Consider the following 21,158-nt stretch of genomic DNA (forward strand, 5'->3'; position numbering starts at 1 on the left):
CTTGCCGGGGCCGACGTACTGGGGGACGGTGGTCGCCGGCAGTTCGGGGTGGGGTGGCGGGGGCGGCAGGACGGTGATCGTCACGGAGGCCACCGATTGATGAGCAAGATCGACAAGCGCCAGCGTGCGGCCGGATCGACGCCGGATCATGCCCATAAAACGGTGTCAGAAAGTCGATGTGCTCAAGAACTTGAGGAACACCTTTTCTGTACGATCTGGCGGGTGCAGCCACTCCAGGGCGACGACACCGCCGATCTCCTCGCCCCCGTTCCGGCCGTACGGACCGGCGGCCTTGTGGGATACGCACGCGTGTCCACCAAGGCACAGCTGCTCGATCGGCAGATCCACGCACTCACTGAAGCAGGGTGTATCCGGATCTTCGCCGACAAGAAGTCCGGCAAGAACGCCGAACGTGAGGAACTGCGGAAGGCCCTCGACTTCCTCCGCGAGGGCGACACCCTCGTCGTCGCGTCGCTGGACCGACTCGGCCGTTCCATCCAAGACCTCATCGCGATCGTCTCCGGCCTGCGCAAGCGCGGCATCGGCTTCACCTCGCTCCACGAGGCACTCGACACGACCACACCCGGCGGACGCCTGGTCTTCCACGTCTTCGCGGCCCTGGCAGAGTTCATCCGCGAACTCATCGTCCAGGGCACCAACGAGGGCCTGGACGCCGCCCGCGCCCGAGGTGCCCGCCTCGGCCGACCGCCGGCCTTGACCGACGAACAGGTACGTCACGCCCGTGACCTTCTCGCCCGCCCGGAGAACACCGTCACCTCGATTGCGAAGCTCCTCGGCGTCTCCCGCAACACCATCTACAACTACCTGCCCGAACTGAAGGGCGGCCGTCTCGCGCTCGTCGAGTCGACCAACACGGCAGAACTGCCCCGACCCACCAGGCCAGAGGACTGATCACCGCCGTTTGCGGCTGGTGACAGCTTTCTTACCGGCACCCCAGTTCGCGCCCGCGCTCTGTTTCTCCTGGGCCTGCTGGGCGCGGTGGGCGCGCAGCGAGGCGACACAGGCTGCCGCGGCGTCCTGCCAGGCTTCGAGGCCGCCGGATCCGCCAGCGACTGGTCGTGGTCCAGGGCCGCGACCCGAGGCTGGAGGAGCGCGACCAGCTGAACCGGCTCCTGGCGATGCTTCAGCGCGCCCGCGCGGCGGCAGTGGCCGTCGCCCTGCCGACCGGCGCCCTGGTGCCGCCCGCAGTACGCGGGGCGGCACGCCAGCACGGGATACCGCTGCTGTCCATCAGCGACGACCCCGCCTCCTGGCTCTCCCTGCACCACGCGATCGCCGAGGAGCACCACGCCCGCCTGATGCGCACCGCCGAACTCGACCGCCGGCTCATCGAACAGACCCACCACCTCGGCCCGCCCGAGGGCACCCAGCGACTGGTCACCTGGCTCGCCGCCTACACCGGCGCCCACGTCGCCGTGACCCGCCTTACCGGCCCGGCCACGGCAGCCGCCCCCGCCTCAGCCGAGGCCGTGATGGCCCCCGCCCGCCAGACGATTGCCGAACTCGCCTGCGCCGGTCGCGGATCCGCCGCACTCGACGCCGACGGCCTCCAGATCCGCCTGTTCGCGATCGGCAACCGCAGGGCCGACGACTGCACAGATTCCCCGGTCCTCGCCATCGCCGCCCGCGCGTTCACCCCCGGGACCACCAACACCGTCGGAATCTCCGTCACCTCGGCCATGAAGTACATCCACACGGCTCACCCTCACCGTGGCGGCCCCATCCCCCGATGACGGAAAGGCATCGCCGCCGGCCGACGCCGGGCCGAACAGAGCTAGGAGCCCCGGGCCAGCTGGGTCACTGAAGGGCACCTGGCCGAACTCCGAGGCCGCCTTGCCCGGAGCCGGGAGAACTGACACCTGATCGACTGGGACCGTCGATGCCCTCGGCGGCATACTGGCGGGATGAGCTTCGGGGTGGGGTCCGGCGAGAGTAACTGGGGCGGCGGGGTGCTCCAGGAGACGCTGGGGCGTGTGGCGGAGGGCCTCGGGGTCGTCTTGCCTGAGCCGGACGGGCAGTGGAGCGGCATAGCGGTGTACGTCGACGCGGGGCTCGGCCGGCGGGTGTCGGTGCGTCCGGCCGACGAGCAGCGGCGTGCCTTCTGGGTGTATCTCCAGAGCAACGGCCGGCGCCTGGCCTGCGGGTGGACCGCCGATCCGGCCGAGGTGGTCAGGGCGGCGGTGGCCTGGACCGGCGGAGCGGGGCTCGAGGAGACCAAGGAGCAAGCTCCGTGCATCGAGTTCCGCCCTTGGGCCCTCGCGCACGAGCGGGAGCCGCTCGGTGTTGTCGAGTTGGCGTGGTGCCTCAAGATCGACAGCATCCACATGCCGCCGATGAACCGGTTCCCGCGCGTGCATGCGCTGTTGGCGGCCGCGTACACCCAGCCGGTGCTCCGCCAACTGATGCCGGTGACCAGCCACTTCAACCTCTGGTTCTCCACCAGTACCACGGCGCGATGGAATACGACACGGGTCGGGTACATGATCTGGCCGCACGATGAGGGGTTCTACGGGGTACGGCACCGGAGCGAGTTGCTCGCGCGCTTCGAGACGCCGGAGGAGGCCGTCGCCTTCGTGGTCGCCGTCCTGCCGGAGGGGATCGGGCCGGCGCGTTAAAGCGTTGTTCGAGCGGTAGCGGCAGCGATCGTGTTCATGCCAGCTCCAGGCGACTCCTCTTGTACCCGTCGCCTCCAGTCCCGGTCGACCGCGAACCCGGCATACTTAAAGCCGTCGACGGACCACTGACGCGTGAGTTCCTGCGACTCCCCGCCCGGAAATCGGCGAACCCGCTCGCTTCGCCCGGCGGCCACGTGGACCCCGGCGAGACGAGCCGCGAGGCGGCCGCCCGGGAGCTGGAGGAGGAGACCGGCGTCCGGGTGAACGCCGCGGACCTGCGCCAGCTCGGCGTCTGGGACGCCCCGGGCCGCGACCCGCGCTGCCGGTACGTCACCGTCGCCTACCTCGCCGTGATCGCGGCCGACACCCAGATCGCCGCCGGGGACGACGCCCGGACCGCCCGCTGGTGGCCAGCTGGCGCCCTGCCTCAGCAGCTGGCCTTCGACCACGCCGCGATCCTCGCCGCATCCCTGCACGGGGAGCCGGCCGGCACCGACTTCACGAGCACCGCGGACTGGGTGCGCACCTCTGGGTGGCCGAGGGGATCGCCGCCCAGGAGACCCTGAACGGGATCCGCGGTTGGGAGGAGTGGGCTGAGGAACTCATCGAGAGCTGCGATGCTCTTCTCGGCTCCGACCGCCCGCAGGACCACGACTGGGGCTACGTATGAACCGAGTTCGATGCCCAGGTCACGAGGCTGCGAGGTTTGTTGCAGAACGCCCTGGCCAAGATGGGGGAGTTGTCGCTGAACGCCCCCCAGCGAGTTCGAGAACCTGCGAAACGCGTTCGACTCGGATGTCAGTGCCTCATTCCGCGAAGCGGGGGCCTTCGCCGGCATAGATGGTTCCACGAGGGTCCATAAGGACTGAGGCACCTGGAGGGCGTTGAAGTGCCCCGCATCCCCTTGTGGGACGCGGGGCCCCCGCTTCAGCTTCAGTTATCCGCTATCAGATCACGGCTCTTGTCGCCGCGGGCAAGATTCTGCTTCAGCTTTTCGTAAGACCGTTTCGATCTTTCCAGCCAGACATCCACATCGGCGGCCAAAGAAGGAACCTTCTCCTTTACAGACTCGGCTAGCTCAACCAGCTCTTCCCAAGAGTCTGCCATGAAGGCCTCATTAAGGCCGAGCGCCACTGCAACACGAAACTCGTCACCCGACTCCAGCCACTTTCGACCAATGTCGAAAATCTTTCCACTCTCTACATCAAGAATCCACGAGAGCGCCAAGAGCTGTTCGGAAAGGTAGCCGGGCGGTAGGTTCGGGGCCCTGTGCTCGACTAGATAGTTAACGACATCTTCGATATCCGTCATCACAGCTTCCTGTAGATTCGAGTCTCAAAGTTTGCACCATCTGGGATAATTCCGCCATCAGCCCTTCTCATGATTCCAAAGTCATGCTCTGGAGTCATTTCACCGACCGATTCCAGCACGAACCCGGAATCTTCTATAGCCTGCTGACTAGCCTTCCTCCACTTGTTCGACTTAGCGGCCGTTACTACCAGCCTTCCACCACTCTTCAATACGCGGGCAGTTTCGGGTGAGACCGGCTGGTAACCGAAGGGATTGATGGCGTGTACCGTGGCAAATTCTCCATCCCGAAACGGCAGGGATTCTGCGTCCGCTACTATATCAACACCCGGGTTCGGTTTGATATCGAGATTGACAGCATTAGGCATCGGATTGTCGCCTGAGCCCAGATTCAAGGTCTTGCAAGTGTTGTGTACCAGCACCGGCGTCGTACCAGCGAGTACATAGTACGTGTGGAAGTCGTCTACGGTGAGGTTGTGCATCCAGGCGCGGCCAGCGACCGGGCGCACGGCTGCCACCTCGACGAGTTCGCCGGATTCGCTCTTGAGGATGTGCCCCTTGCTGAGCTCGCCCGCCGGGGTCCACGACCGGGTCGTGTCATCCCAGAAGGGGTGGTTGGACGTGGTGTGGACGGTCTTCTCGGTGGCTCCTTCGGTTTTGATTGTTACGTCGACGAGGTCCTCGTCGTCGTTGACCAGGGTGGCCAGAACCGATCGGTCTCCGCTGTCTTCGCCTGCGGCGCGTTCCGGGTCGCCTGACTTGACCTTGTCGCCGACCTGGATGTCACCGATGGCCTTGCTGGTACCGTCGGCCATCAGGACAGGGGTGTCCGGCGTAAAGCTGCAGGGGCTGAAGATCTTTTTGAGTGCCTTTTTAGCCCCGCCGGAATGTTCGATCAGGCTCTTGGCGGCCTTGACGCCCTTGACGCCGCCCTTGACGGCTCCGACCCCGTCAGCGCCTGTCTCGATGAGAGTCTCAAGGATCTCCCCAAACCTATAGGCCGGGTCATCGTGCGAGATGCCAAAGAAGTCGGCTGCCGGATGTTCGGTCGGCTGTATTGGAGCGATACCGGGGATGACCGGGCCAGCACCGGTCTGTTGGCTGACTTCCCTGTTTATTTCTGCGGCGGCGTTATTCATTGCCGCGCCCGGGCTGTTCTTCGCCAGCCACCCGACGGCACTGTCGAACGCGCCGGCAGCCATATTTCCCGCAGATTTGACTATCTCTTTAGGGCTGGGAATATCCGGGAATACCTGGACCCCAAATATCGAGTACAGCCCGCTGGGGTCGCTGAGGTTGACGGGGTCGTTGTCGCTGTAGGCGTAGCCGTTGATCTGTTGCGAGTCAGCGATGTCGAGAATGGGGTCGACGGAGATGAAGCGGCCGTTGGCTGGGTCGTATTCGCGGGCTCCGAGGTGGGTGAGGCCGGTGGTGGCGTCGTTGGTGCCGCCGACGAAGCCCGTAGGGCTCCGAAACTTCCTCACAGCTGCTGACCTCGGGCGATGTGCTCGATCCGTGGTCGGGCATGATCGGTCCTTGTGTTCGTACGGATGATCTACCTGCTGGCCACAAGGATCTTCACGTGGCTTGCTCTGCTGTGCCGATCCACCGCGGCGAAGAACGCCGAGATTCTGATCCTGCGGCACGAGGTTGCGGTGCTGCGCCGGCAGGTCTCGGCGCCGAAGCTCGGCTGGTCGGACCGGGCGCTGCTGGCCGCGCTCGCCCGGCTCCTGCCCCGGGCACTGCGCGGTCACCGGATCGTCTCCCCGCGCACCCTGCTCGCCTGGCACCAGCGCCTGAACACGCGGAAGTGGACCCAACCGCGCCCGCCGGGGCGCCCGCCGCTGTCCGACGCGCTGCGCGAACTGATCGTCCGGTTCGGCACCGAGAACCCCCGGTGGGGATTCCGGCGCGTGCACGGCGAGCTACGCCGCCTCGGACATTCGGTCAGCGCGGCTTCCGTGCGCCGCGTCCTGCGTGCCGCCGGCCTCGGCCCCGCACCGCGCCGTCATCCCGCGCGCCGAGAATGGGCTGCCTTCCTCAAGGCCCAGGCCAGCGGCCTGCTCGCGACCGACTTCTTCCACCTCGACACCATCGTGCTGCAGCGGCTGTACGCCCTGTTCGTCATGGAGGTGCGCACCCGCACCGTGCACATCCTCGGAGTCACCGCCCATCCCACCGCCGCCTGGGCTACCCAGCAGGCCCGGCAGCTGCTCTGGCAGCTCGGCGACCGCGCGGCCGACTTCACTCACCTGGTCCGCGACCGGGACGCGAAGTTCACCGCCGCCTTCGATGCCGTCTACGCCAGCGAGGGCATCACCGTGGCCAAGATCCCTCCACGCAGCCCCAACTGCAACCCGCACGCGGAGCGGTTCATCCGCTCAGTACGCCAGGAGTGCACCGACCGCCTGCTGCTGTTCGACCGCGGACACGCCGAGAGAGTCCTTCACGACTACGCCCGTCACTTCAACGGCCACCGACCACACCGCGCTCGCAACCAACTCGCACCGTTGGACGACCCGAACGTCGTTCCCCTGCCCGCAGCTCGGGTCGAACGCGGCCGAGCTGTCGCCGGCTTGATCAACGAGTACCGCCGAGCAGGCTGACCACTCGACACCTTCCCAGCTCGCAGCCGGGTGAAGCCGTTTTGAAGCCCTACGGGCTTCGGCGTGCAGAACCTGACGCCGTACCTGACCGAAAGAGTGAGATGGACACCCTCTGCGAAACGGCTGCAGCCCTCCAGCCGGTCCGCACCAACGCCCGCCCGCGGCCGGTGCTCAGCTCGGTGGCGGCCGCCGCGCACTCGAGTTCGGGAGCGCCCCGGTGAACGACGACACCTTCGCGAGCAGTGAGAGCGGTTCCGCCGTGCACGAGCCCGTCGATCTCCTGCTGGACTTCGAGGCGCCCACCCCCAGGCCAACGCCGCGCCGACTGAGCGCACCCATGTACTGCGAGACCAAGTCCCTCACCTGGGCGTAGGTCAGTCGCCGGTCGCCCGCGACGAACGCCTCCGACGAGCTGTGCCGCGTCAGCGACTGGACGATGAGGTCGCTCAGCGTCGCACCGGCCGAGGCCGCCGATGCTGGCGAGGAGCTCTGGGTGGTGGCGGAGGAAGTCACCCTTCCAGCGTGGGCTCCCGCAACATTGGGCTGCCACCGATGTTCCGCCAGGAACTACGGCTACCCCGCCAACCTCTCACCCATGGGAGCTGCGGGAGGACCGAGCCGACGAGCGATAGCCTCCGGGTGTCTGACCGACCAGCACGGTGAAGGCGTCGATGAAGCTGCTGGGGTTCGACCAGCCCAGCCGGATCGCCGTGTCGGTGACCGAGGCGCCGTCGCTGAGCTCGATCAGCGCCCGTTGGATGCGCAGCAGGGTACGCCACTGGTGGAAGCTCATCGACAGCTCGCTGCCGAACAGTCGGCTCAGGGTGCGTTCGCTGGCGCCAGTGCGGTGGCCCAGCTCGGCCAGGGTCGCCGGGCTTGCTGGGTCCACGTGAAGCAGGTCGGTGACCGCCTTGAGACGCCGGTCGCTCGGCTCCGGGAGGCGCAGCGGCTCTTGTGCGGCGCGGGCGAGCTCGGCGAGTACGACGTCGATCAGCAGCCGCGCACGGGGGCTCTCCAGCGGCTCGCCCTCGCTCATCAGCGCCAGATAGGCCTCGCGCAGCAACGCGCTCGCCACGAAAACCGACGGCTCGGCCGGCAGCTGTCCGGTCAGCGTCACGGGCAGCGACAGCACCCGGATGTCCGTCTCGCCGTACGCCTTGCTGCTGTGCACCGCGAAGGGCGGCACCCACATGATCCGACTGGCCGGCGCCACCCAGGTGCCCACCTGGGTCGCTGTGACCAGGGCCCCACGCGCGGCGTAGCGGAGCTGGCCATAGTCGTGGAAGTGCGCGGCCACGTCGGCGCCATGGGCCAGCGGCGCCGACAACGGCCCATCGTCGGTGCAGAAGCTCGGCTCGCCGCTGGGGTCGGACACGCGATTGAGGCTACCCGACACTGGCGGGTTATCGGAAGAACCTGGCGGGATACCGGTGGTGCGCCTGGCGCCGCAGACGCATCGTGGAGACATGTCACAACAGATCAAGCTCGAGGACGCCGCGCCCGCGTCGTCCTCCCCCCACCGCCGAGGTCAACACCGGACTCGTGCTCACCTCGCTCACGCCCTGAGTGAAGGGTGGCAGCGATGAGCACACAGACGACCGGCACGATCGCAGTCTTCGGCGCGACGGGGCAACAGGGCGGGGCAGTGGTCGACGCGCTGCTGGACCACAAGGCCCCGGTGCGGGCCCTGGTCCGCAACCCGCAATCCGACCGGGCTCAGGCGCTGGCCGCCCGCGGCGTCGAGCTGGCGGCCATCCGGACCGACGACCCGGCGTCGTTGGCCGCCGCGCTGACGGCGGTCGAGGCGTTCTACTTCATGACCCCGGAGGCGAACAACCTCGAAGAGGTCGAGACGGAGATCCGCATCGGCACCGCGCTCGTCGACGCGGCGGTCGCGGCACGCGTCCCGCACGTCGTGTTCAACTCGGTCTTCGGCGCGGACCGGGAGCGGGGTGTGCCGCACCATGACTCGAAGCACTCGATCGAGGAGCACCTGAGGAAGTCCGGCCTCAGGGCCGCGATGGTTCGCCCGACCCCCTTCATGGAGGAGATGGCACCGAGCCTGGAGCACGGAGAGGTCGTGCTGAGGCTGCCGCTGCCGGAGGACGTCGCCCTGAAGATGATCTCGGTCAGGGACGTCGGCCGGGTCGCCGCCGCGCTCCTGCTCGACACCACGGAGGCGCCCGGCGGAGCCGTCGAGCTCGTCGGCGACGAGCTGACGGGCCCTCAGATCGCTGCGGCGTTCGGCGCGCGCGCCGGGCTCCCGGCACGTTACGAGGCCCTCCCGTTGAGCGTGCTTCCCAGCGACCTCGACAGGGCGATGTTCCGCCAGTTCGCGAAGGCGGCGGAACACCCGTCGGATCTTGCGGTGGTGCGGGCGATCGAGCCGGCCACCCTGGACCTGGCCGAGTGGATCCGATCCACCGGCTGGACCGCGCCCGCCGGTCCAGGCCAAGGTTGATCTTCACCTAGAACGTTGATCTTTCACCTAGAGCGACGAGCACTGGAGCAGGACATGAAGGCGATCACCTACACCGAGTTCGGCGGCCCGGAAGTCCTCCGCCTCGCAGAGGTCGACGAGCCGCACGCCGGACCCGGACAGGTGCGGCTGAAGGTCGTGGCGGCAGCGGTCAACCCGCTCGACTACAAGATCCGCAACGGGTGGAGGCCGCAGATGGCGCCGCCGTTCCCGGTGATCCCCGGCGTGGAGGCGGCCGGCGTCGTCGACGAGGTCGGCGAAGGCGTGACCGGCGTCGCGGTGGGTGACGAGGTCCTGGGCTGGACCGTCACCGGCGCGTACGCCGAGCACGCGCTGGCCGTCGACTTTGGCCCGAAGCCCGCGGACCTCGACTGGGACCTCGCCGCGGCACTGCCCGTCGCCGTCGAGACCTCGGTCCGCGTGCTCGACGCCCTCGGCGTCGGGGAAGGCGACACGCTTCTGCTGCACGGAGCTGCGGGTGTGGCCGGCGCCGTCGGTGTTCAGCTCGCGGTCGCCCGCGGCGCCACGGTCATCGGCACCGCCTCCCCCGGCAACCACGACTACCTGCGCTCGCTGGGCGCGATCCCGGTCGCCTACGGCACCGGCCTCGCCGACCGGGTCCGCGAGGCCGCACCGCAGGGCATCGACGCCGTGTACGACGCCGCGGGGGCGGGCGACCTGGAGGTGTCGATCGACCTGCTCAGCGGCACCGACCGGATCATCACCATCGCCGATCCGAAGGCCGCCGAGCTGGGCGTCACCTTCTCCGGCCCCGCCCCGTTCGGTTCCCGCCTCGGCGAGTACGCCCGCCTCGCAGCCGACGGCAAGCTCACGGTGCGCATCGCGCAGAGCCTTCCGCTGGAGGACGCCGCGAAGGCGCAGGAGCTGAGCGCGAGTGGTCACGCCGCCGGGAAGCTCGTCCTGCGGCCGTAGCTCAGTCCCCGGCCGGCTGGGGAGGCACGACGGCAGCGCCCCGGCCGGTCGTCACGGTCCCGGCGAACCCGGCCAGCTCGTCCGCCTCCACCGGTCCTGCCTGCCGCAGGTGGCCGAGACCGCGGGCGAGCAGCAATTCCGCCTGCTGCTCGCACCACGTCCGCACGTCCCCGGCGCCGGCCGCCGCGGCCGCGAGCGGCTGGCCGGGCACCAAGCTCCGGCGTGAACACCTCGGCCAGCACTCCCAGCCGCAACCGGCGGCCCGGCCCCCCACGGAGTTCCATGCCTGGTCAACAGGTCAGGGGCGGCTGAAGCAACGTTCGGGCGCTGTGAGACCTTCACCGGAAGGCAGGACGAGATCTCGGGAACCGCTCTGAAACCGCCTCGACCACGGTCGGCGCTACCTCGGGACGAGATGCCCAGGTACACGAAACTGGCTGTAGTCGAACCGGCGTTTGCTCCATGATCCCGGGGGCGGGAGTCCAAGATGCCGCCTCAGCCCGTCAACGACCAGGAGCCCGTGTGTCGGTCGAGCTCGACATCCCGAAATTTCCCTATGAGGAGCCTCCTGGCGGGATCACCTGCTGGCAGAAGCCTTGGAACGGTGTCCTCGTCAGGGTGGACCAGATCCCCTTCAAGGCAGGAAACAAACTCACCTTCGACGTGACGGTCTGCAGCGACTTCCTCGGGCAAACCCCGGTCACGACGGTCCAAGGCGTCGTGAGCATCACCGCTGACACCACCACGGTCGACTACACCATCCCGTGGGACGGCGTCCTGGACGCCGTCCCCGAGGGTTCCATCACGGTCTCCTACAGCCTGACCCCTGCCGACGGCAGCAAGCCAACGACCTCCGAGGCCGCCCTGGTGCGGTACTCCCGCCGGCAGCCCGGCGGCGCCATCTGCGGCCCAGACAGCTGAACATCACCTGCCGGCACGTCGATCCGTGCCGGCCTTCGCCGTGACTGACAGCTAAAGCAACGGCATTGCGCGGCAAGCGGCCCTGGTACCCCGGGCGGCAACCGTCCGTCAGGCGTCCCGGCGCCGTAGGGCTCGGACTCCGAGGTCGTAGGCCATGGAGCCGAGCGCGAGGACGACGAGTGGCCACACCAGCGGGGAGTCGGGCGGCACGCTGCCGGACAGCAGCGCGCCGGCGACCGAGCCGGTGCCGGCCATGGCCGTGCAGGTCGGTGCGGCGGGCACGCGCAGCAGCAGGCCGCGCTCCGTCTCCGGGGCACCCGGACGGCGGCTCATCGGGTCACCTCCGCCGCGGCGAGGGTGGAGCACTGTGCGGATCACCGTGGCCGAGAGCCGGATCCGATCACGCGAAAGAGTGACAACCCGTCTCGGAACGTGGGCTTTCCCCCGCGAGAACTCCGCGACCTGCAAGTCCGCGTCCGCACCGAGCAGCAGACACCCGAGTGGAAGGCCCGCTACGCGGTCCGCTCCGGTATCGAGGGCACCATCAACGAGTTCGCCCACGGACACGGCATGCGCCGCTGCCGCTACCGAGGTCAGCCGAAAGCCCACCTGCAGCACCTGCCCGCGCTCGCTGGTGCGGTGCGGACAGGGGCCGATCGTGGCCCCGCCGAGGGCGGCTTCGGCCGCCAGAGAAGGCAGATGAGCGATGAAAAGGGTGGACCGGGCGGGACAACACGCTGGTCAAGGGGGCTGGTCAAGGGGGTCGGTCAGGCCGCGGACAAGGGGGTGGTGTGCATCGTCGGCCGCGTCCGGGTGCTCGCCCGGGTGCCGGGGCCAGCCACCGCGCCGGTTCCGGTCTCCTGCTGACGGAAGGCCAACTTGATGTCCACCACCTCGCTCGCCGTGCCCGACCCGGACGACGGCGACCAGGGCGCCGACCACCCGACCGACCGGCTCGCGAAGGCCTCGCCCGGCCGGGACAAGGGGCCCGGCGCCACCTCCACCGACACCTCCGCCGGCACCTCCGTGCCCCCGACGACGGATCAGCCCGTTTCCGCAGGCCAGCGGCCCCGGTCAAGGGGCCTGGGGCGTGGCGACAACCCTCTTCCCCCTGCTGCTGAGGTGCGGTGGAAGCGGGGTTCGACCGAACCGGTCAGGAATGGGGTCCTGGTGTCGCTCGGCCTGTTTCAGCGCGCCACCGGGCGGGAGTTGTGGCCTCTGGTCCTGCCCAGGCAGCGGAACGACAAGGCGACCCGCGACGCCATCGGCGACCTGGAGGACGCCGGGAGGGTGCGCCAGGAGCTGCGCCTGCCGGACAACCGCAAGCTCTGGTGCCTGACCGCGGCCGGCCGCCGGGAGGCCGCCGGACTGCTCCCGGCCGGAGCGAAGCTGTCCGCGCTGCGCCCCGAGCGCGACGGCCCGGGCACGGCGTTCTGGCCGGCCGACCGCGGCGGCCTCCCGGCTGTCCGTCGTCGCCATCGAGGGCTGCGACACCCGTGGGTCGCCCGGCTGGTCGGTGTGCACGCCCTCGCAGGGCAGGCCCCTACGAGATCGCCCACGCCACCGTGCCTGAGTGTCTGCCTCTTACGGCGCGAGGGCGCACTCTCGTAGGAGTGCGCCCTCGCGCTGGGCCGTGGTCATCCGGGCGTCGGGGCCTGGCGGATTGCTTCAGGGGTTCCGACAGCCAGAACTACGTCTGGCCCGTTTTTCCAGGAACGCAGTGAGTCGCCGGTTTTCTTGTGCACCTGGGCGGAACTTCCGATCCCTTCCATCTTGACCGTCATGGCTTTCTCGCCGCAGCCGAGGGTCATGAATTTGAAGGGGCTCAGCTGGGCGGACGCCTGGGTATATGTTCCGGCGAGAACATTTCCAGGGAAATCCACGTGTGTGTCCGCGAAGGAGCTGGCGGTGGGACGCGGCGATCCGACGGAGTCGGGGGCGGTGGCGGTCGGTTCGGTCAGCCCGTCCGGCAGGAGTGCCACCTGGCAGGTGCCGTTCCTGACGGAGAGGACGACGCTGGTGCCCGAGACATCGGCGATGCCGAGGATCTTGGCGGTGCCCTTGGCGGGCGGGGCGTCGATGCTGTGCTGGATGACGGCGTCCGCCGGTGCGGCGGCCGTCGCGTCCAGGAACCAGGAGCCGCTTTCTTGCTGCGGTGCTGTCCCGTCGTCGGTGCACGCGGCCGCGAGGACGGCTGTAGCGACGAGACTCACCGTCCCCAGAAGCCGGCTGGATTGCCGCATATGCTCAACTCTCCTAGTTCGTCCAGGCGTTGTAGCAGAAGCCTACCGGCTTCTTCACCTCCCCGTCGCCGACGTAGGCGCCGACCTGGTTGTTGTAGATGCTGTAGGTGTAGTAGTCGAAGAGCTGGTAGGCCTGCAGGTTCCCGAACTTCCCGTCCGGAACGGTGTACGAGCCGGACTCGGTGTTCGTGACGGTGTCGGTCACGTTGAAGTTGACGCCGGCGGAGATCTTCCAGACGTCGATCGACGCGCTTGCCGTCCACTGGGTTGCCGTTGAGCGGGTCTGGGTCAGCGTCAGGGTCATGGGACCGGGTCCGCTGTTCGCGTCGATCACGTCGGTGCCGCAGAGCTGCCCGTGGTAGGCCACATCGCGGACCTCATTGAAGATTTCGGCCGGCAGCTCTGGCGACTTTCGGGTCGGCGTGATGCGCGTGGGTGCCGAGGCCTGGGGAAGGGCTGCCGCCGGAGCCTTGCGGTCGATGACCCAGTGGCTGGGGTCGGCGCCAGCCGGAAGCTGTGTGGTCACCGCGGTCACCGGCGTGACGGGCGCCGACGCGGCCAGCGCCTGCGGCGCGGCCAGGGTGGCCAGCACTCCGGCGCCGACCACTGCGCCGGCAATTCGAGAAAACGTCTTCCGCATTTCCGTTCCCCTCCGATTGGATTCCTGCGAGTCATTCCGTCTGGATGTTTTCCGGGCGAAGCCAATCCTGGGACTCTGGCTAAGTTCCGGCAAGGATAATCGAAAAAATTGAGTGACACCTGAGCCTCGCGGGGCGAAAAATGCCAAAATATCTACCGAATACAGACGTCCGGGAATGTCGGATTCCGGAATTTTGACACCTGTTTAAAGTGAAAGAAATAGAGAACTGTGAACCATGTGACGAGAGTGTCTGCCGGGCCGAGACCCCTCAATCTGGCCTCACTCATGCCCTCCATGGCGGCCGCGCACGGCTGGGCGCTCGGCACCGCTCAGGGCACCATGCGGGACAACTGGGCCCAACTCGTCGGCGCGGAGATAGCCGCACACTGGTTCCCGGCCGGCTTCAACCCGGACACTCGCACCCTGCGTATCACCTGCGACTCCCCGGCCTTGGTCACCAAGCTTCGCCTGGAGCAGCGCCAGCTCCTCGCCAAGCTCAACACCGCCCGGCCCGAAACCATCCGCGCAATCGACATCCGCGTCGACGCCACGAGCCCTGCCCCGACACGGCCCGGCAGCACACGGCCCCGACTGCCGCGCCGACCGCGCCCCCGCTCGCCGACGACAGCGCCTACCAGGAACTGCGCCGCCAGATGCGCGAGAACACCGTCGCCCGCGAGGCCGCGCTCGACGAGGCTGCGGCCGAGCGGGAAGCCATCCTGCGCCAGCACTACAACCGGCTGTGCGAGCCCGAGGACGCCCACCGCCCGCCGACCGAAGACGAGCCGGCCATGGCCGAAACCGCCCGCGCTCGCCGACTCCGCGAGAGCCACCGCGCCGTCCTCGCCGTCGCCCGCGGCCACGCCATCCCGATGCGCACCGCCCAGCAATTGCCTCGGTCGGCATTCGCGCGGGGTGCAGCGTGACAGCGCCCGCAACGCCGCAGCCCGGGTGTTCAACGGGCCGATCAGCATGATCGCGAGTCAGGAGACGGGATGGAACGCAGTAATTCCGGTACCCCCGGCGCGGGGGTACGTACCCCCGCGCCGGGGGGTGGAACAAGACGAAGGTGAGAAAGACGAAACCGCTGCGCCTCCGGCGCGAGCCGGTGGTGACGCCCGTAGGGCCTCTACAGGTAGTAGCGCGCGAGGCGAAGCGGCTGCGCCGCGTCCAACGGCATCGGCAGTTCGGCGAAGTCGACGTGGTGGTGTGTCACCGAGAGATGCGGCTACAACTCCTACGGCGGGGGACCGGCTGACGGCCTGTGCCACGACTGCCGCACCGAGCAGGAGCTTGGGCCGATCGACCCGGCCGAGCTCGCGGAAGTAGCGCGAGCTTTCGCAGCAGCGGGCTTCCGTCCCGATGCAGCAAACTGACCCCGAGAAAGGCTCTGGGCGCCCTTCACGGCGCCCAACGTCCCCGTCCCCGTCCGCAGGTCGGACGGGGACGCCCCGCAGAAGACAAAGATCTTCGCCCGCTTCGTGCGGAGGAGCAGAGAGGAACCCGTTGTCCAGCCCCACCTCCCATCCGTACCCCGCCGGCACCACCTGGATGTTCAGTGCCCTGAGGAACAACTACCCGGAGGTCCGTGAACTGGTCCTGCACTGGGAACCTGCGGCCGAACGGCAATTCACCGACCACGATCCCAAGAAGACGCCTGCCGTAGACCTTTGGCGCGAGTGGGCCACGTTCATGGCCGACAGGCTCCACGATGAGCGCCCCGGACAGTTCCGGCCTGGTGATGTCCACATCACCTGGAGCATCCGGACACCGGAGGGTGACGGCATCGCGGAGTACGCCCCCCACCTGTTCCCCGACCCAACCGTCGAGTCGCTCGCCCACGACGAGAACTTCCTGACCTACTACACTCATCCGGTCCACAGTGCCACGGGAGAGCGGGTGAACTGGCTGCGTCTGCCGGTGTCGGACCGCCATTGGAACACTGGCGGGACGGACTCCGGCCGCGGATTCGTCCAGGACGCGATCGGCTGGAAGCCCGGCCCGCTCCAACCGGTGATGAACGTCCACCAGCTCGCAGCGGCCGCCGGCATCCAGCTGTAGCCGGGAGCGGCCGTCGGCCTCGCGCGGTAAGCCACCCGTCAGGGCCGACGGCCATAGCGGAGAAGCGCAGCGACCGAACGGGCCGAGATGCTGATGGAACGTCCTGGTAGTGAAGACCAGTGAGCTGTGCGCGCACGGCTGGACGCTCGGCACCGCCGGCGGGGACCTGCGCGACCGCTGGTCCCCGATCGTCGGCGCCGAGGCGGCTGCCCACTGGTATCTCGCCAGCTACGACCCGACCACCCGCCGCCTGCGCGTCGCCGACTTCCCGGCCTGGGCCGCCCAGCTTCGCCTCCCCTACCATGCGTACTACCCACTCGGCCCCGCCGCGGTCCGGGGCGGCGTGGCCCGCAGCCGGTCTCACTCATTCGGGGAAAGCCGGGACAAGCGCGCGGTGATGACGGCAGGGTGGCCGCGACAACCCGTTTGCTGGCTCCGGCCTGGGCCGCACCAGATCAGCAGTGAGTTCGATGCACGCGAACGAGCAAGCCCCAGACGGGGTCGGCCCGGCCTTCGGGGTGTCCCACGACCCGCTGTCGGCAGGGGGCCAGCCAGTTCGCAGGTTCGGGATTGTCCGCGAGCCGCCGACCGACCTATGAGAGGGATGAAGCAGTGGGGATCAGTGCGCAGGTGAGCGTGAGTGTTTCGGGAATCGAGATGCCCGACGTGCTCGTCACCTTCGGGATTGACTTCCCGCGTCAGCGCAAACGTCTGCTGCGGGAGGGCTACGGCCAGTCGATAGAGCTGCCGGCGGTGATCGACATCGTCGCCGCCATCGAGGCCGGCACCATCACGGCTGCGGAGGTGCGCGAGCTGCTTCTGCGTCTCGCCGGTCAGGTGTACGACGGGTGGGACCTGCGCGAGCACGAGCAGCACGACGACCTCCTCGCCTGGTGCGTCCGAGACGGCGGGTGCCCCGACTGCGAGAAGTACGGCGACCGCTTCGATCCGCACCTCGACGCCTTGGCCGAGCGGTGGCGTCGCTACAACACTCCGGATGAGTACCCGTTCACCGTGGGCCGCTCCGCAGGACTGCACGAGACAACCTGTCCCGTGGTACGGCGCACCATGCCGACAGAGTGGAGCCGACCGGTCGCCGAGGAGTACGTGCAAGAGCGCCGGCTCTTCTGCCACCAACAGAACCTGCGATACGGCGGTACCAAAGCCGACTTCGAGTTCGAGATGGCGGCGACGACGGCAGACAGCGGCTGGACGGTCATGACCATCGAAGAGACCCGCGTGTGGGAGGCTCGGCACACCGGCCCGAAGGGCGGCCGGAAGTACCGGCGCTGCCAGCGCTGTGCGCCGACGCCGTAGAACCTATGTCCTCGTCACCCCGGATGGGGAGATGACTCCGGCCTCGCGCCGCTGCGAGAGATCCGCCGGCACCTCGAGGACGGCGCTAGCATCGGGGAGGCCGGGTTCGAGCACCTCCCAGGCGCCGGCTACCCGATCGCGGCTTGTACTAGCCGCTGTCAGTAGTGGGTGTGGGGGACGGGTTCGCCGGTGAGGGTGTCGGTCAGTGCGCGGGTGCCGAGGGGCTGGTGCAGGACGACCGTGAGTTCGGCGATGCCGCCGTCCTCGCATCCGATGTTCGGGCCCGAGGCGTCGCGGCGCCTGAGCAGCAGGGTGACCTGCTCGGCGGTCTCTCGTGCCACCAGGTCGGGCTTGTAGTCGCAGCCGCTCCATGCGACCTCCATAGAGACCGTACGATCGTCCGCCGCGACGGTGGTGTTCTTCGTGGACGGGTCGGCGAGCGCGATGCGGCGCAGGACCGAGGCGTCGCTCCGCGTGTAGGGGAGCGGGTAGTCGGACTCGTCGCCCCATACGACGTAGCACGCCGACACCATGACCGCGATCACGCCGACCGTGGCTATCCAGCGCTTGTCGCGCACCGTCAATTCCATGCTCCCGACCCCTCCCCGTGTCGTCGATCAGGGTAGGGGCGCCGGTCGGCGGAGCCGCTTGGCGGTGTCAGTGGGTGGCGTCCACGGCGACGCCGACGAGCTGGAGGATGGCGTGGCCCCAGCTGGTGGCGGCGATCAGGACGCCGAAGACGACGGCGGTGAAGACGGTGAAGGCCTCGTCGACGCGGCTGCGGGCGTGGGTGGTGCGTCGTAGGCGGGCGATGATGACGATCGCGAGGAACACCGACGCGCTGATCGTGTACTGCACTGCCCACCCCGGGTCTCGGTTTGACGCTGTGTGAGGCTCCGATCACCAGGAGCCTACTGCATTCGGGTGAGCATGCCAGAACCTCCGCCCGCGTGGGGGCCGTTCCCGGGAACCGGCCGGGGCCGGGTCCGGCGGGCGCCGGCTGCTGCCGGTCGAGCAGGGCACGGCCTTCCGCCAGCCGCCCGGCGAGACCGCCCCCGAGATGTGAGCGCGCCATTCCGACTCGTCCTGTGTCTCGAAGAGCACGTCCCAGCGGCCCGCGCCAGGCGCGAAGCGAGCGGCAGCCCGCCGCATCTCGTCCTCCTGCTGACGCCTTCTCTTCCGCTGCCCTGGCAGCGGCCCAGCATCGCCGATCTCCACCATCGCGGCAAGGCCATTACCTACCCCCCGAGACCAGCAGGACGTTGATCACTTGCCCGACAGGACGAGAAGGCCCCGCGACGACGACCCCAGGAAAGGCCATAACCTATGAATCGTCACATATCAAGCACGTCGGCCCGAACTCTGCATATGAGCTTGTACTTCACTCTGCAGATGAAGTCGTACCCCGACAGGAGTCGCCTCCCACGGCCAGGGAGTCCAGCGAGGCCGACCCGCTCACTGGGCTTCGGTCGTCAGGTGTTTCCCGTTGTGGCTGCGCATCCTGCACTTCCTGAACTTGCTGTTCATGCTGTTCATCATCCGGGCTGGGATCCAGATCCTGGCCGACCATCCACGACTGCGAACAGACGCCGGGTGCATGCCCGGCCGGGAGCGACTGCGGCTGCGCGGCCCAGTGCCGCCTGACCAGAGCCGCCCAGCGTCCTGGAGGAGAAGCGATGACGCCTCCCCGATCGGCGACCTCGCCGCCGTCACCGAGGTGATCGCCACCTCCTGCCACCACCTGGTCCTGCGCACCGACGAGCAGGCGATGGCCTCCCTTGCCGCGCCGATCGGCGGCCAGCAGTGGACCCCGGCCGCCGATGTCTTCGCCCGGCTGCGCTCCGGCGGTGGCGACCAGTGACTGACCAGCCCATCGAACCGTCAGTCCCGGACACCCGTTCCGCCCCGGCCGAGCACTACTGGCAGTGGGTCGGTTTTCGACCAGCTACCAGCTCTGGTAGGTGGTCCTGACGGGACGCTGGGGCGGAAGCAAGGCGGGGATGCCGGGTACGACCCAACATCCCCGACTCATCTACAGAGGAGCCTCTCGACTCCTGGCGTCGGCGCTCCGACGCGGGACCGGCTGCGGCAACAGCCTGTGGTCCATCCCCTTGTACCGAGTAATCGACAAGCCAGGGAGAGCCAGTCGGGTAACACCTTGCCTATCCGACAACGGTAGTAGCAACGGCACATGGGACAGAGTCGCTTGGATTGAATTAATGGCAAGACTAGGCATGTGCTCCGACCTGCGAAAACTCTGAGCTGGAGGGTAGTTTAGTACCTGTGAAATGGTCATTTTCCTTGGGACGTATTGATTTAATTGGAGGGGCTGATCGGGATTCTGCTTGCAATTGCGTTACGCCATTTGGCAGGATCGTGACTGCCCTTCAGACGCGGTCGGCAAGCCGCTGGGCTCGTACCGAGTGATCGACAAGTCAACAGATTGGAGAGTCATGTCCATGACTCCCGTGCGCCCCTGGCGTCGCAACAGCCTGCCGGTGGGCGTCGCCGGCATCGTCGTCATCATCCTGCTGATCGGGGTGCTCGCGGTCGGCGAGCCGTCCGTGCTGGCGAACCCGATCGTCTCCGCGGCGGCGACCGGCGTCGTCGGGGCCGCGGCCGGATTCGTCACCAAGCGCGCCCTGCGCAGCCGCACCCGTCTGCGCTGGCAGCTGAGCCGATAACCATGTCCGGCCGCAACAAGGCCGGGGTCCAGAGCGGGCCGGCGGAGGAACTCGCGAGCTTCCTCCGCCGGCTTCGCCGGCGACCCGACGGCACCGACCTCACCTACAAAGAGATGGCGGACCGGATCGGCGGCAAGCGCTACTGCTCCGCGGCCACTCTCTCCCGTGCCGACCAGGGCGGCGACTGCATCCCCAGGATCGAGACGGTCCAGGGGTACGCGCTGGCCTGCGGCGCCTCCCCGGACCAGGTTCAGCACGCCCGTCGGCTCCTGTCCGCCGCACGGCGCCTCCGGCTCCTGCACACGACGGCCTCCCGTTACGACGACCCCAAGGCCGGCGCGCGCATCGCCCGTCAGGCCCACCCCGCCGTCGCCCCCCACCCCAACTACATGCGCGGCCGGCTCGACTTCCAGAACGGGCTGCGCTCCTACCACCGCGAGGTCGGCAGCCCCTCCGTGCGCGCCATCTCCGCCAACGCCGAGCTCAGCGGACTACACATCACCAAGAGCACCGCTCACCGCATGCTCTCCACGGGGCTCGATCCCACGTGGGAACAGGTCGAGGCGTTCCTGACCGGGTGCCGGCCGGGAAAGCTCCCCGACCTGCTGGTCTGGCGGCAAGCCTGGGGTCGCGTCTTCAGTGGCCCCGCGTACTCTGTCGTGCCCGATTCCGAGCTCGCCAACATCCACTTCGTTCCCGAGCGGAGGGCAAGGCGGCCGGACCGCCGGCCCAAGCTGGAAAGGGTGCGCGCGTACGTGGAGCACCGCGGGGCGACCAAATATGTCGAGCCCCCGGAGCGGAGTCCCCGCCTTGCGAGGGCTCCCCGCCCCTCATCGGGCCCCCCGGATCCGATGGCCGGCCCCGGCCGCGGACACCCGTAGCGAGGTGTCCGGACCTGGAGCGGGTCCTGCCGCGAGCCGAGCGGATGGGCCGGTTCGGGGTCTGCCCGCTGGTGGGCGGCGGGAGGCCCAGGCCAGGAACGGCTTTCGCCCCCCCGAGCCCCGGGCCGTCTCCGGCACCTGCACCTCACCCAGTTCGCCGACGGCGTGTTGAGGTCGAGCAATCACGAGTAGGCGGCCGAGTTGCTGCGGCGACTCGTACGGCACGGTCGTGCGCTCCGCGGCCGCGGCCGGGCTCGGCTGGTCGCCTGCCGGGGCGTAGCCGACGGCGCGCAGGGGCGTCCAGGATGTGGCCTGGTGTCAGCGGGGAGAGCAGCACGGCGGGCCGAGCCAGCCGCGGTCTCGTCAGGTCGCGGTGGTGGGCGAGTTCGGCGGCGCCGTGGCCGCCGCCGGTGACGTCGGCGAAGCCGCCGGCTACGGCGTTCACGTCC

The 21,158-nt window shown here is 68.6% G+C and carries 27 protein-coding genes and 1 pseudogene; 19 read left to right on the forward strand and 9 right to left on the reverse strand.

The genetic code is table 11. The features are described 5' to 3' along the window. Window positions 1-294: 294 nt before the first annotated feature. From ACFQ87_RS37260 to ACFQ87_RS37275, 4 genes are all read left to right on the forward strand, one after another. Window positions 295-912 (forward strand): recombinase family protein, encoded by a 618-nt coding sequence (locus tag ACFQ87_RS37260; protein WP_380615408.1) that lies wholly within the window; start codon window positions 295-297, stop codon window positions 910-912. Window positions 913-1,079: 167 nt separating this feature from the next. Beyond that, entirely contained in the window at window positions 1,080-1,754 is a 675-nt protein-coding gene (locus ACFQ87_RS37265; protein ID WP_380615379.1) for a hypothetical protein, read from the forward strand. 171 nt (window positions 1,755-1,925) lie between these two features. Next, window positions 1,926-2,636: a DUF6193 family natural product biosynthesis protein gene (locus ACFQ87_RS37270; RefSeq protein WP_380615380.1), complete on the forward strand. Its 711-nt coding sequence runs from the start codon at window positions 1,926-1,928 to the stop codon at window positions 2,634-2,636. 59 nt (window positions 2,637-2,695) lie between these two features. Further along, on the forward strand, window positions 2,696-3,202 hold the full coding sequence (locus tag ACFQ87_RS37275; RefSeq protein ID WP_380615381.1) for an NUDIX domain-containing protein: 507 nt from the start codon (window positions 2,696-2,698) through the stop codon (window positions 3,200-3,202). Between the two features lie 367 nt (window positions 3,203-3,569). Here the strand turns inward: ACFQ87_RS37275 and ACFQ87_RS37280 are convergent, their stop codons facing one another. Together ACFQ87_RS37280 and ACFQ87_RS37285 are read right to left on the reverse strand one after the other, a co-directional pair. Next, a complete protein-coding gene (locus ACFQ87_RS37280) occupies window positions 3,570-3,947 on the reverse strand; it encodes a hypothetical protein (RefSeq protein WP_380615382.1) in 378 nt (125 codons plus the stop codon). Further along, on the reverse strand, window positions 3,947-5,428 hold the full coding sequence (locus tag ACFQ87_RS37285) for a polymorphic toxin-type HINT domain-containing protein (RefSeq protein ID WP_380615383.1): 1,482 nt from the start codon (window positions 5,426-5,428) through the stop codon (window positions 3,947-3,949). Before ACFQ87_RS37285 ends, ACFQ87_RS37280 begins: the two co-directional genes overlap by 1 nt. 54 nt (window positions 5,429-5,482) lie before the next feature. Between ACFQ87_RS37285 and ACFQ87_RS37290 the strand changes: the two genes are divergently transcribed. Both ACFQ87_RS37290 and ACFQ87_RS37295 read left to right on the forward strand, forming a co-directional pair. Next, window positions 5,483-6,550, forward strand: a complete 1,068-nt coding sequence (locus ACFQ87_RS37290; RefSeq protein ID WP_380615384.1) for an integrase core domain-containing protein — start codon at window positions 5,483-5,485, stop codon at window positions 6,548-6,550. Window positions 6,551-6,767: 217 nt separating this feature from the next. Then, window positions 6,768-6,923 (forward strand): hypothetical protein, encoded by a 156-nt coding sequence (locus ACFQ87_RS37295; RefSeq protein ID WP_380615385.1) that lies wholly within the window; start codon window positions 6,768-6,770, stop codon window positions 6,921-6,923. Window positions 6,924-7,139: 216 nt separating this feature from the next. On the opposite strand, the gene ACFQ87_RS37300 is transcribed toward ACFQ87_RS37295, so the two are convergent. Then, window positions 7,140-7,925 carry an AraC family transcriptional regulator gene (locus ACFQ87_RS37300; RefSeq protein ID WP_380615386.1) on the reverse strand — a complete coding sequence of 262 codons (786 nt, stop codon included), beginning with the start codon at window positions 7,923-7,925 and terminating at the stop codon, window positions 7,140-7,142. Between the two features lie 207 nt (window positions 7,926-8,132). Here ACFQ87_RS37300 and ACFQ87_RS37305 point away from each other — a divergent pair, with 207 nt between their 5' ends. Both ACFQ87_RS37305 and ACFQ87_RS37310 read left to right on the forward strand, forming a co-directional pair. Further along, window positions 8,133-9,011, forward strand: coding sequence for an NmrA/HSCARG family protein (locus ACFQ87_RS37305; protein WP_380615387.1), 879 nt, complete (start codon window positions 8,133-8,135; stop codon window positions 9,009-9,011). 54 nt (window positions 9,012-9,065) lie between these two features. Then, window positions 9,066-9,962 carry an NADP-dependent oxidoreductase gene (locus tag ACFQ87_RS37310; protein WP_380526561.1) on the forward strand — a complete coding sequence of 299 codons (897 nt, stop codon included), beginning with the start codon at window positions 9,066-9,068 and terminating at the stop codon, window positions 9,960-9,962. A gap of 1 nt (window position 9,963) precedes the next feature. Here ACFQ87_RS37310 and ACFQ87_RS37315 read toward each other — a convergent pair whose 3' ends face one another. After that, window positions 9,964-10,173: a hypothetical protein gene (locus ACFQ87_RS37315; RefSeq protein ID WP_380615388.1), complete on the reverse strand. Its 210-nt coding sequence runs from the start codon at window positions 10,171-10,173 to the stop codon at window positions 9,964-9,966. Window positions 10,174-10,484: 311 nt separating this feature from the next. On the opposite strand from ACFQ87_RS37315, the gene ACFQ87_RS37320 reads away from it, so the two are divergent. Then, window positions 10,485-10,883, forward strand: coding sequence for a hypothetical protein (locus ACFQ87_RS37320; RefSeq protein WP_380615389.1), 399 nt, complete (start codon window positions 10,485-10,487; stop codon window positions 10,881-10,883). Window positions 10,884-10,991: 108 nt separating this feature from the next. Here the strand turns inward: ACFQ87_RS37320 and ACFQ87_RS37325 are convergent, their stop codons facing one another. After that, complete coding sequence (locus ACFQ87_RS37325) at window positions 10,992-11,216, reverse strand: hypothetical protein (protein ID WP_380615390.1); 225 nt, start codon at window positions 11,214-11,216, stop codon at window positions 10,992-10,994. Window positions 11,217-11,315: 99 nt separating this feature from the next. Between ACFQ87_RS37325 and ACFQ87_RS37330 the strand changes: the two genes are divergently transcribed. Both ACFQ87_RS37330 and ACFQ87_RS37335 read left to right on the forward strand, forming a co-directional pair. After that, a complete protein-coding gene (locus ACFQ87_RS37330; RefSeq protein ID WP_380615391.1) occupies window positions 11,316-11,750 on the forward strand; it encodes a transposase in 435 nt (144 codons plus the stop codon). 15 nt (window positions 11,751-11,765) lie between these two features. Beyond that, window positions 11,766-12,494 carry a hypothetical protein gene (locus ACFQ87_RS37335; RefSeq protein WP_380615392.1) on the forward strand — a complete coding sequence of 243 codons (729 nt, stop codon included), beginning with the start codon at window positions 11,766-11,768 and terminating at the stop codon, window positions 12,492-12,494. A gap of 26 nt (window positions 12,495-12,520) precedes the next feature. On the opposite strand, the gene ACFQ87_RS37340 is transcribed toward ACFQ87_RS37335, so the two are convergent. Together ACFQ87_RS37340 and ACFQ87_RS37345 are read right to left on the reverse strand one after the other, a co-directional pair. Continuing rightward, window positions 12,521-13,126 (reverse strand): hypothetical protein, encoded by a 606-nt coding sequence (locus ACFQ87_RS37340; protein ID WP_380615393.1) that lies wholly within the window; start codon window positions 13,124-13,126, stop codon window positions 12,521-12,523. A 13-nt stretch (window positions 13,127-13,139) separates the two neighbouring features. After that, window positions 13,140-13,766 carry a hypothetical protein gene (locus ACFQ87_RS37345; protein ID WP_380615394.1) on the reverse strand — a complete coding sequence of 209 codons (627 nt, stop codon included), beginning with the start codon at window positions 13,764-13,766 and terminating at the stop codon, window positions 13,140-13,142. 285 nt (window positions 13,767-14,051) lie between these two features. Between ACFQ87_RS37345 and ACFQ87_RS37350 the strand changes: the two are divergent. The 5 genes and pseudogenes from ACFQ87_RS37350 to ACFQ87_RS37370 form a co-directional block, all read left to right on the forward strand. Continuing rightward, a pseudogene (locus ACFQ87_RS37350) lies at window positions 14,052-14,291 on the forward strand (DciA family protein); the annotation flags it as partial. A 128-nt stretch (window positions 14,292-14,419) separates the two neighbouring features. After that, window positions 14,420-14,692, forward strand: a complete 273-nt coding sequence (locus ACFQ87_RS37355; RefSeq protein WP_380615409.1) for a hypothetical protein — start codon at window positions 14,420-14,422, stop codon at window positions 14,690-14,692. A gap of 580 nt (window positions 14,693-15,272) precedes the next feature. After that, window positions 15,273-15,827 (forward strand): hypothetical protein, encoded by a 555-nt coding sequence (locus tag ACFQ87_RS37360; RefSeq protein WP_380615395.1) that lies wholly within the window; start codon window positions 15,273-15,275, stop codon window positions 15,825-15,827. Window positions 15,828-15,936: 109 nt separating this feature from the next. Next, window positions 15,937-16,461: a DciA family protein gene (locus tag ACFQ87_RS37365; protein WP_380615396.1), complete on the forward strand. Its 525-nt coding sequence runs from the start codon at window positions 15,937-15,939 to the stop codon at window positions 16,459-16,461. Further along, window positions 16,440-17,144, forward strand: a complete 705-nt coding sequence (locus ACFQ87_RS37370) for a hypothetical protein (RefSeq protein WP_380615410.1) — start codon at window positions 16,440-16,442, stop codon at window positions 17,142-17,144. The genes ACFQ87_RS37365 and ACFQ87_RS37370 overlap by 22 nt, the downstream gene beginning before the upstream one ends. Window positions 17,145-17,302: 158 nt before the next feature. Here ACFQ87_RS37370 and ACFQ87_RS37375 read toward each other — a convergent pair whose 3' ends face one another. Next, window positions 17,303-17,734 carry a hypothetical protein gene (locus ACFQ87_RS37375; RefSeq protein WP_380615397.1) on the reverse strand — a complete coding sequence of 144 codons (432 nt, stop codon included), beginning with the start codon at window positions 17,732-17,734 and terminating at the stop codon, window positions 17,303-17,305. A 67-nt stretch (window positions 17,735-17,801) separates the two neighbouring features. Further along, window positions 17,802-18,002: a hypothetical protein gene (locus tag ACFQ87_RS37380; protein ID WP_380615398.1), complete on the reverse strand. Its 201-nt coding sequence runs from the start codon at window positions 18,000-18,002 to the stop codon at window positions 17,802-17,804. A gap of 628 nt (window positions 18,003-18,630) precedes the next feature. Between ACFQ87_RS37380 and ACFQ87_RS37385 the strand changes: the two genes are divergently transcribed. The 3 genes from ACFQ87_RS37385 (at window position 18,631) to ACFQ87_RS37395 (ending at window position 20,709) form a co-directional block, all read left to right on the forward strand. Next, entirely contained in the window at window positions 18,631-19,005 is a 375-nt protein-coding gene (locus tag ACFQ87_RS37385; protein ID WP_380615399.1) for a hypothetical protein, read from the forward strand. Between the two features lie 598 nt (window positions 19,006-19,603). Further along, window positions 19,604-19,828: a hypothetical protein gene (locus tag ACFQ87_RS37390; protein ID WP_380615400.1), complete on the forward strand. Its 225-nt coding sequence runs from the start codon at window positions 19,604-19,606 to the stop codon at window positions 19,826-19,828. Between the two features lie 2 nt (window positions 19,829-19,830). Continuing rightward, window positions 19,831-20,709 (forward strand): helix-turn-helix domain-containing protein, encoded by an 879-nt coding sequence (locus ACFQ87_RS37395; RefSeq protein ID WP_380615401.1) that lies wholly within the window; start codon window positions 19,831-19,833, stop codon window positions 20,707-20,709. Window positions 20,710-21,158 lie beyond the last annotated feature (449 nt).

The sequence above is a fragment of the Kitasatospora sp. NPDC056531 genome (genome assembly GCF_042794375.1).
In the GTDB taxonomy this organism is placed as follows: domain Bacteria; phylum Actinomycetota; class Actinomycetes; order Streptomycetales; family Streptomycetaceae; genus Kitasatospora.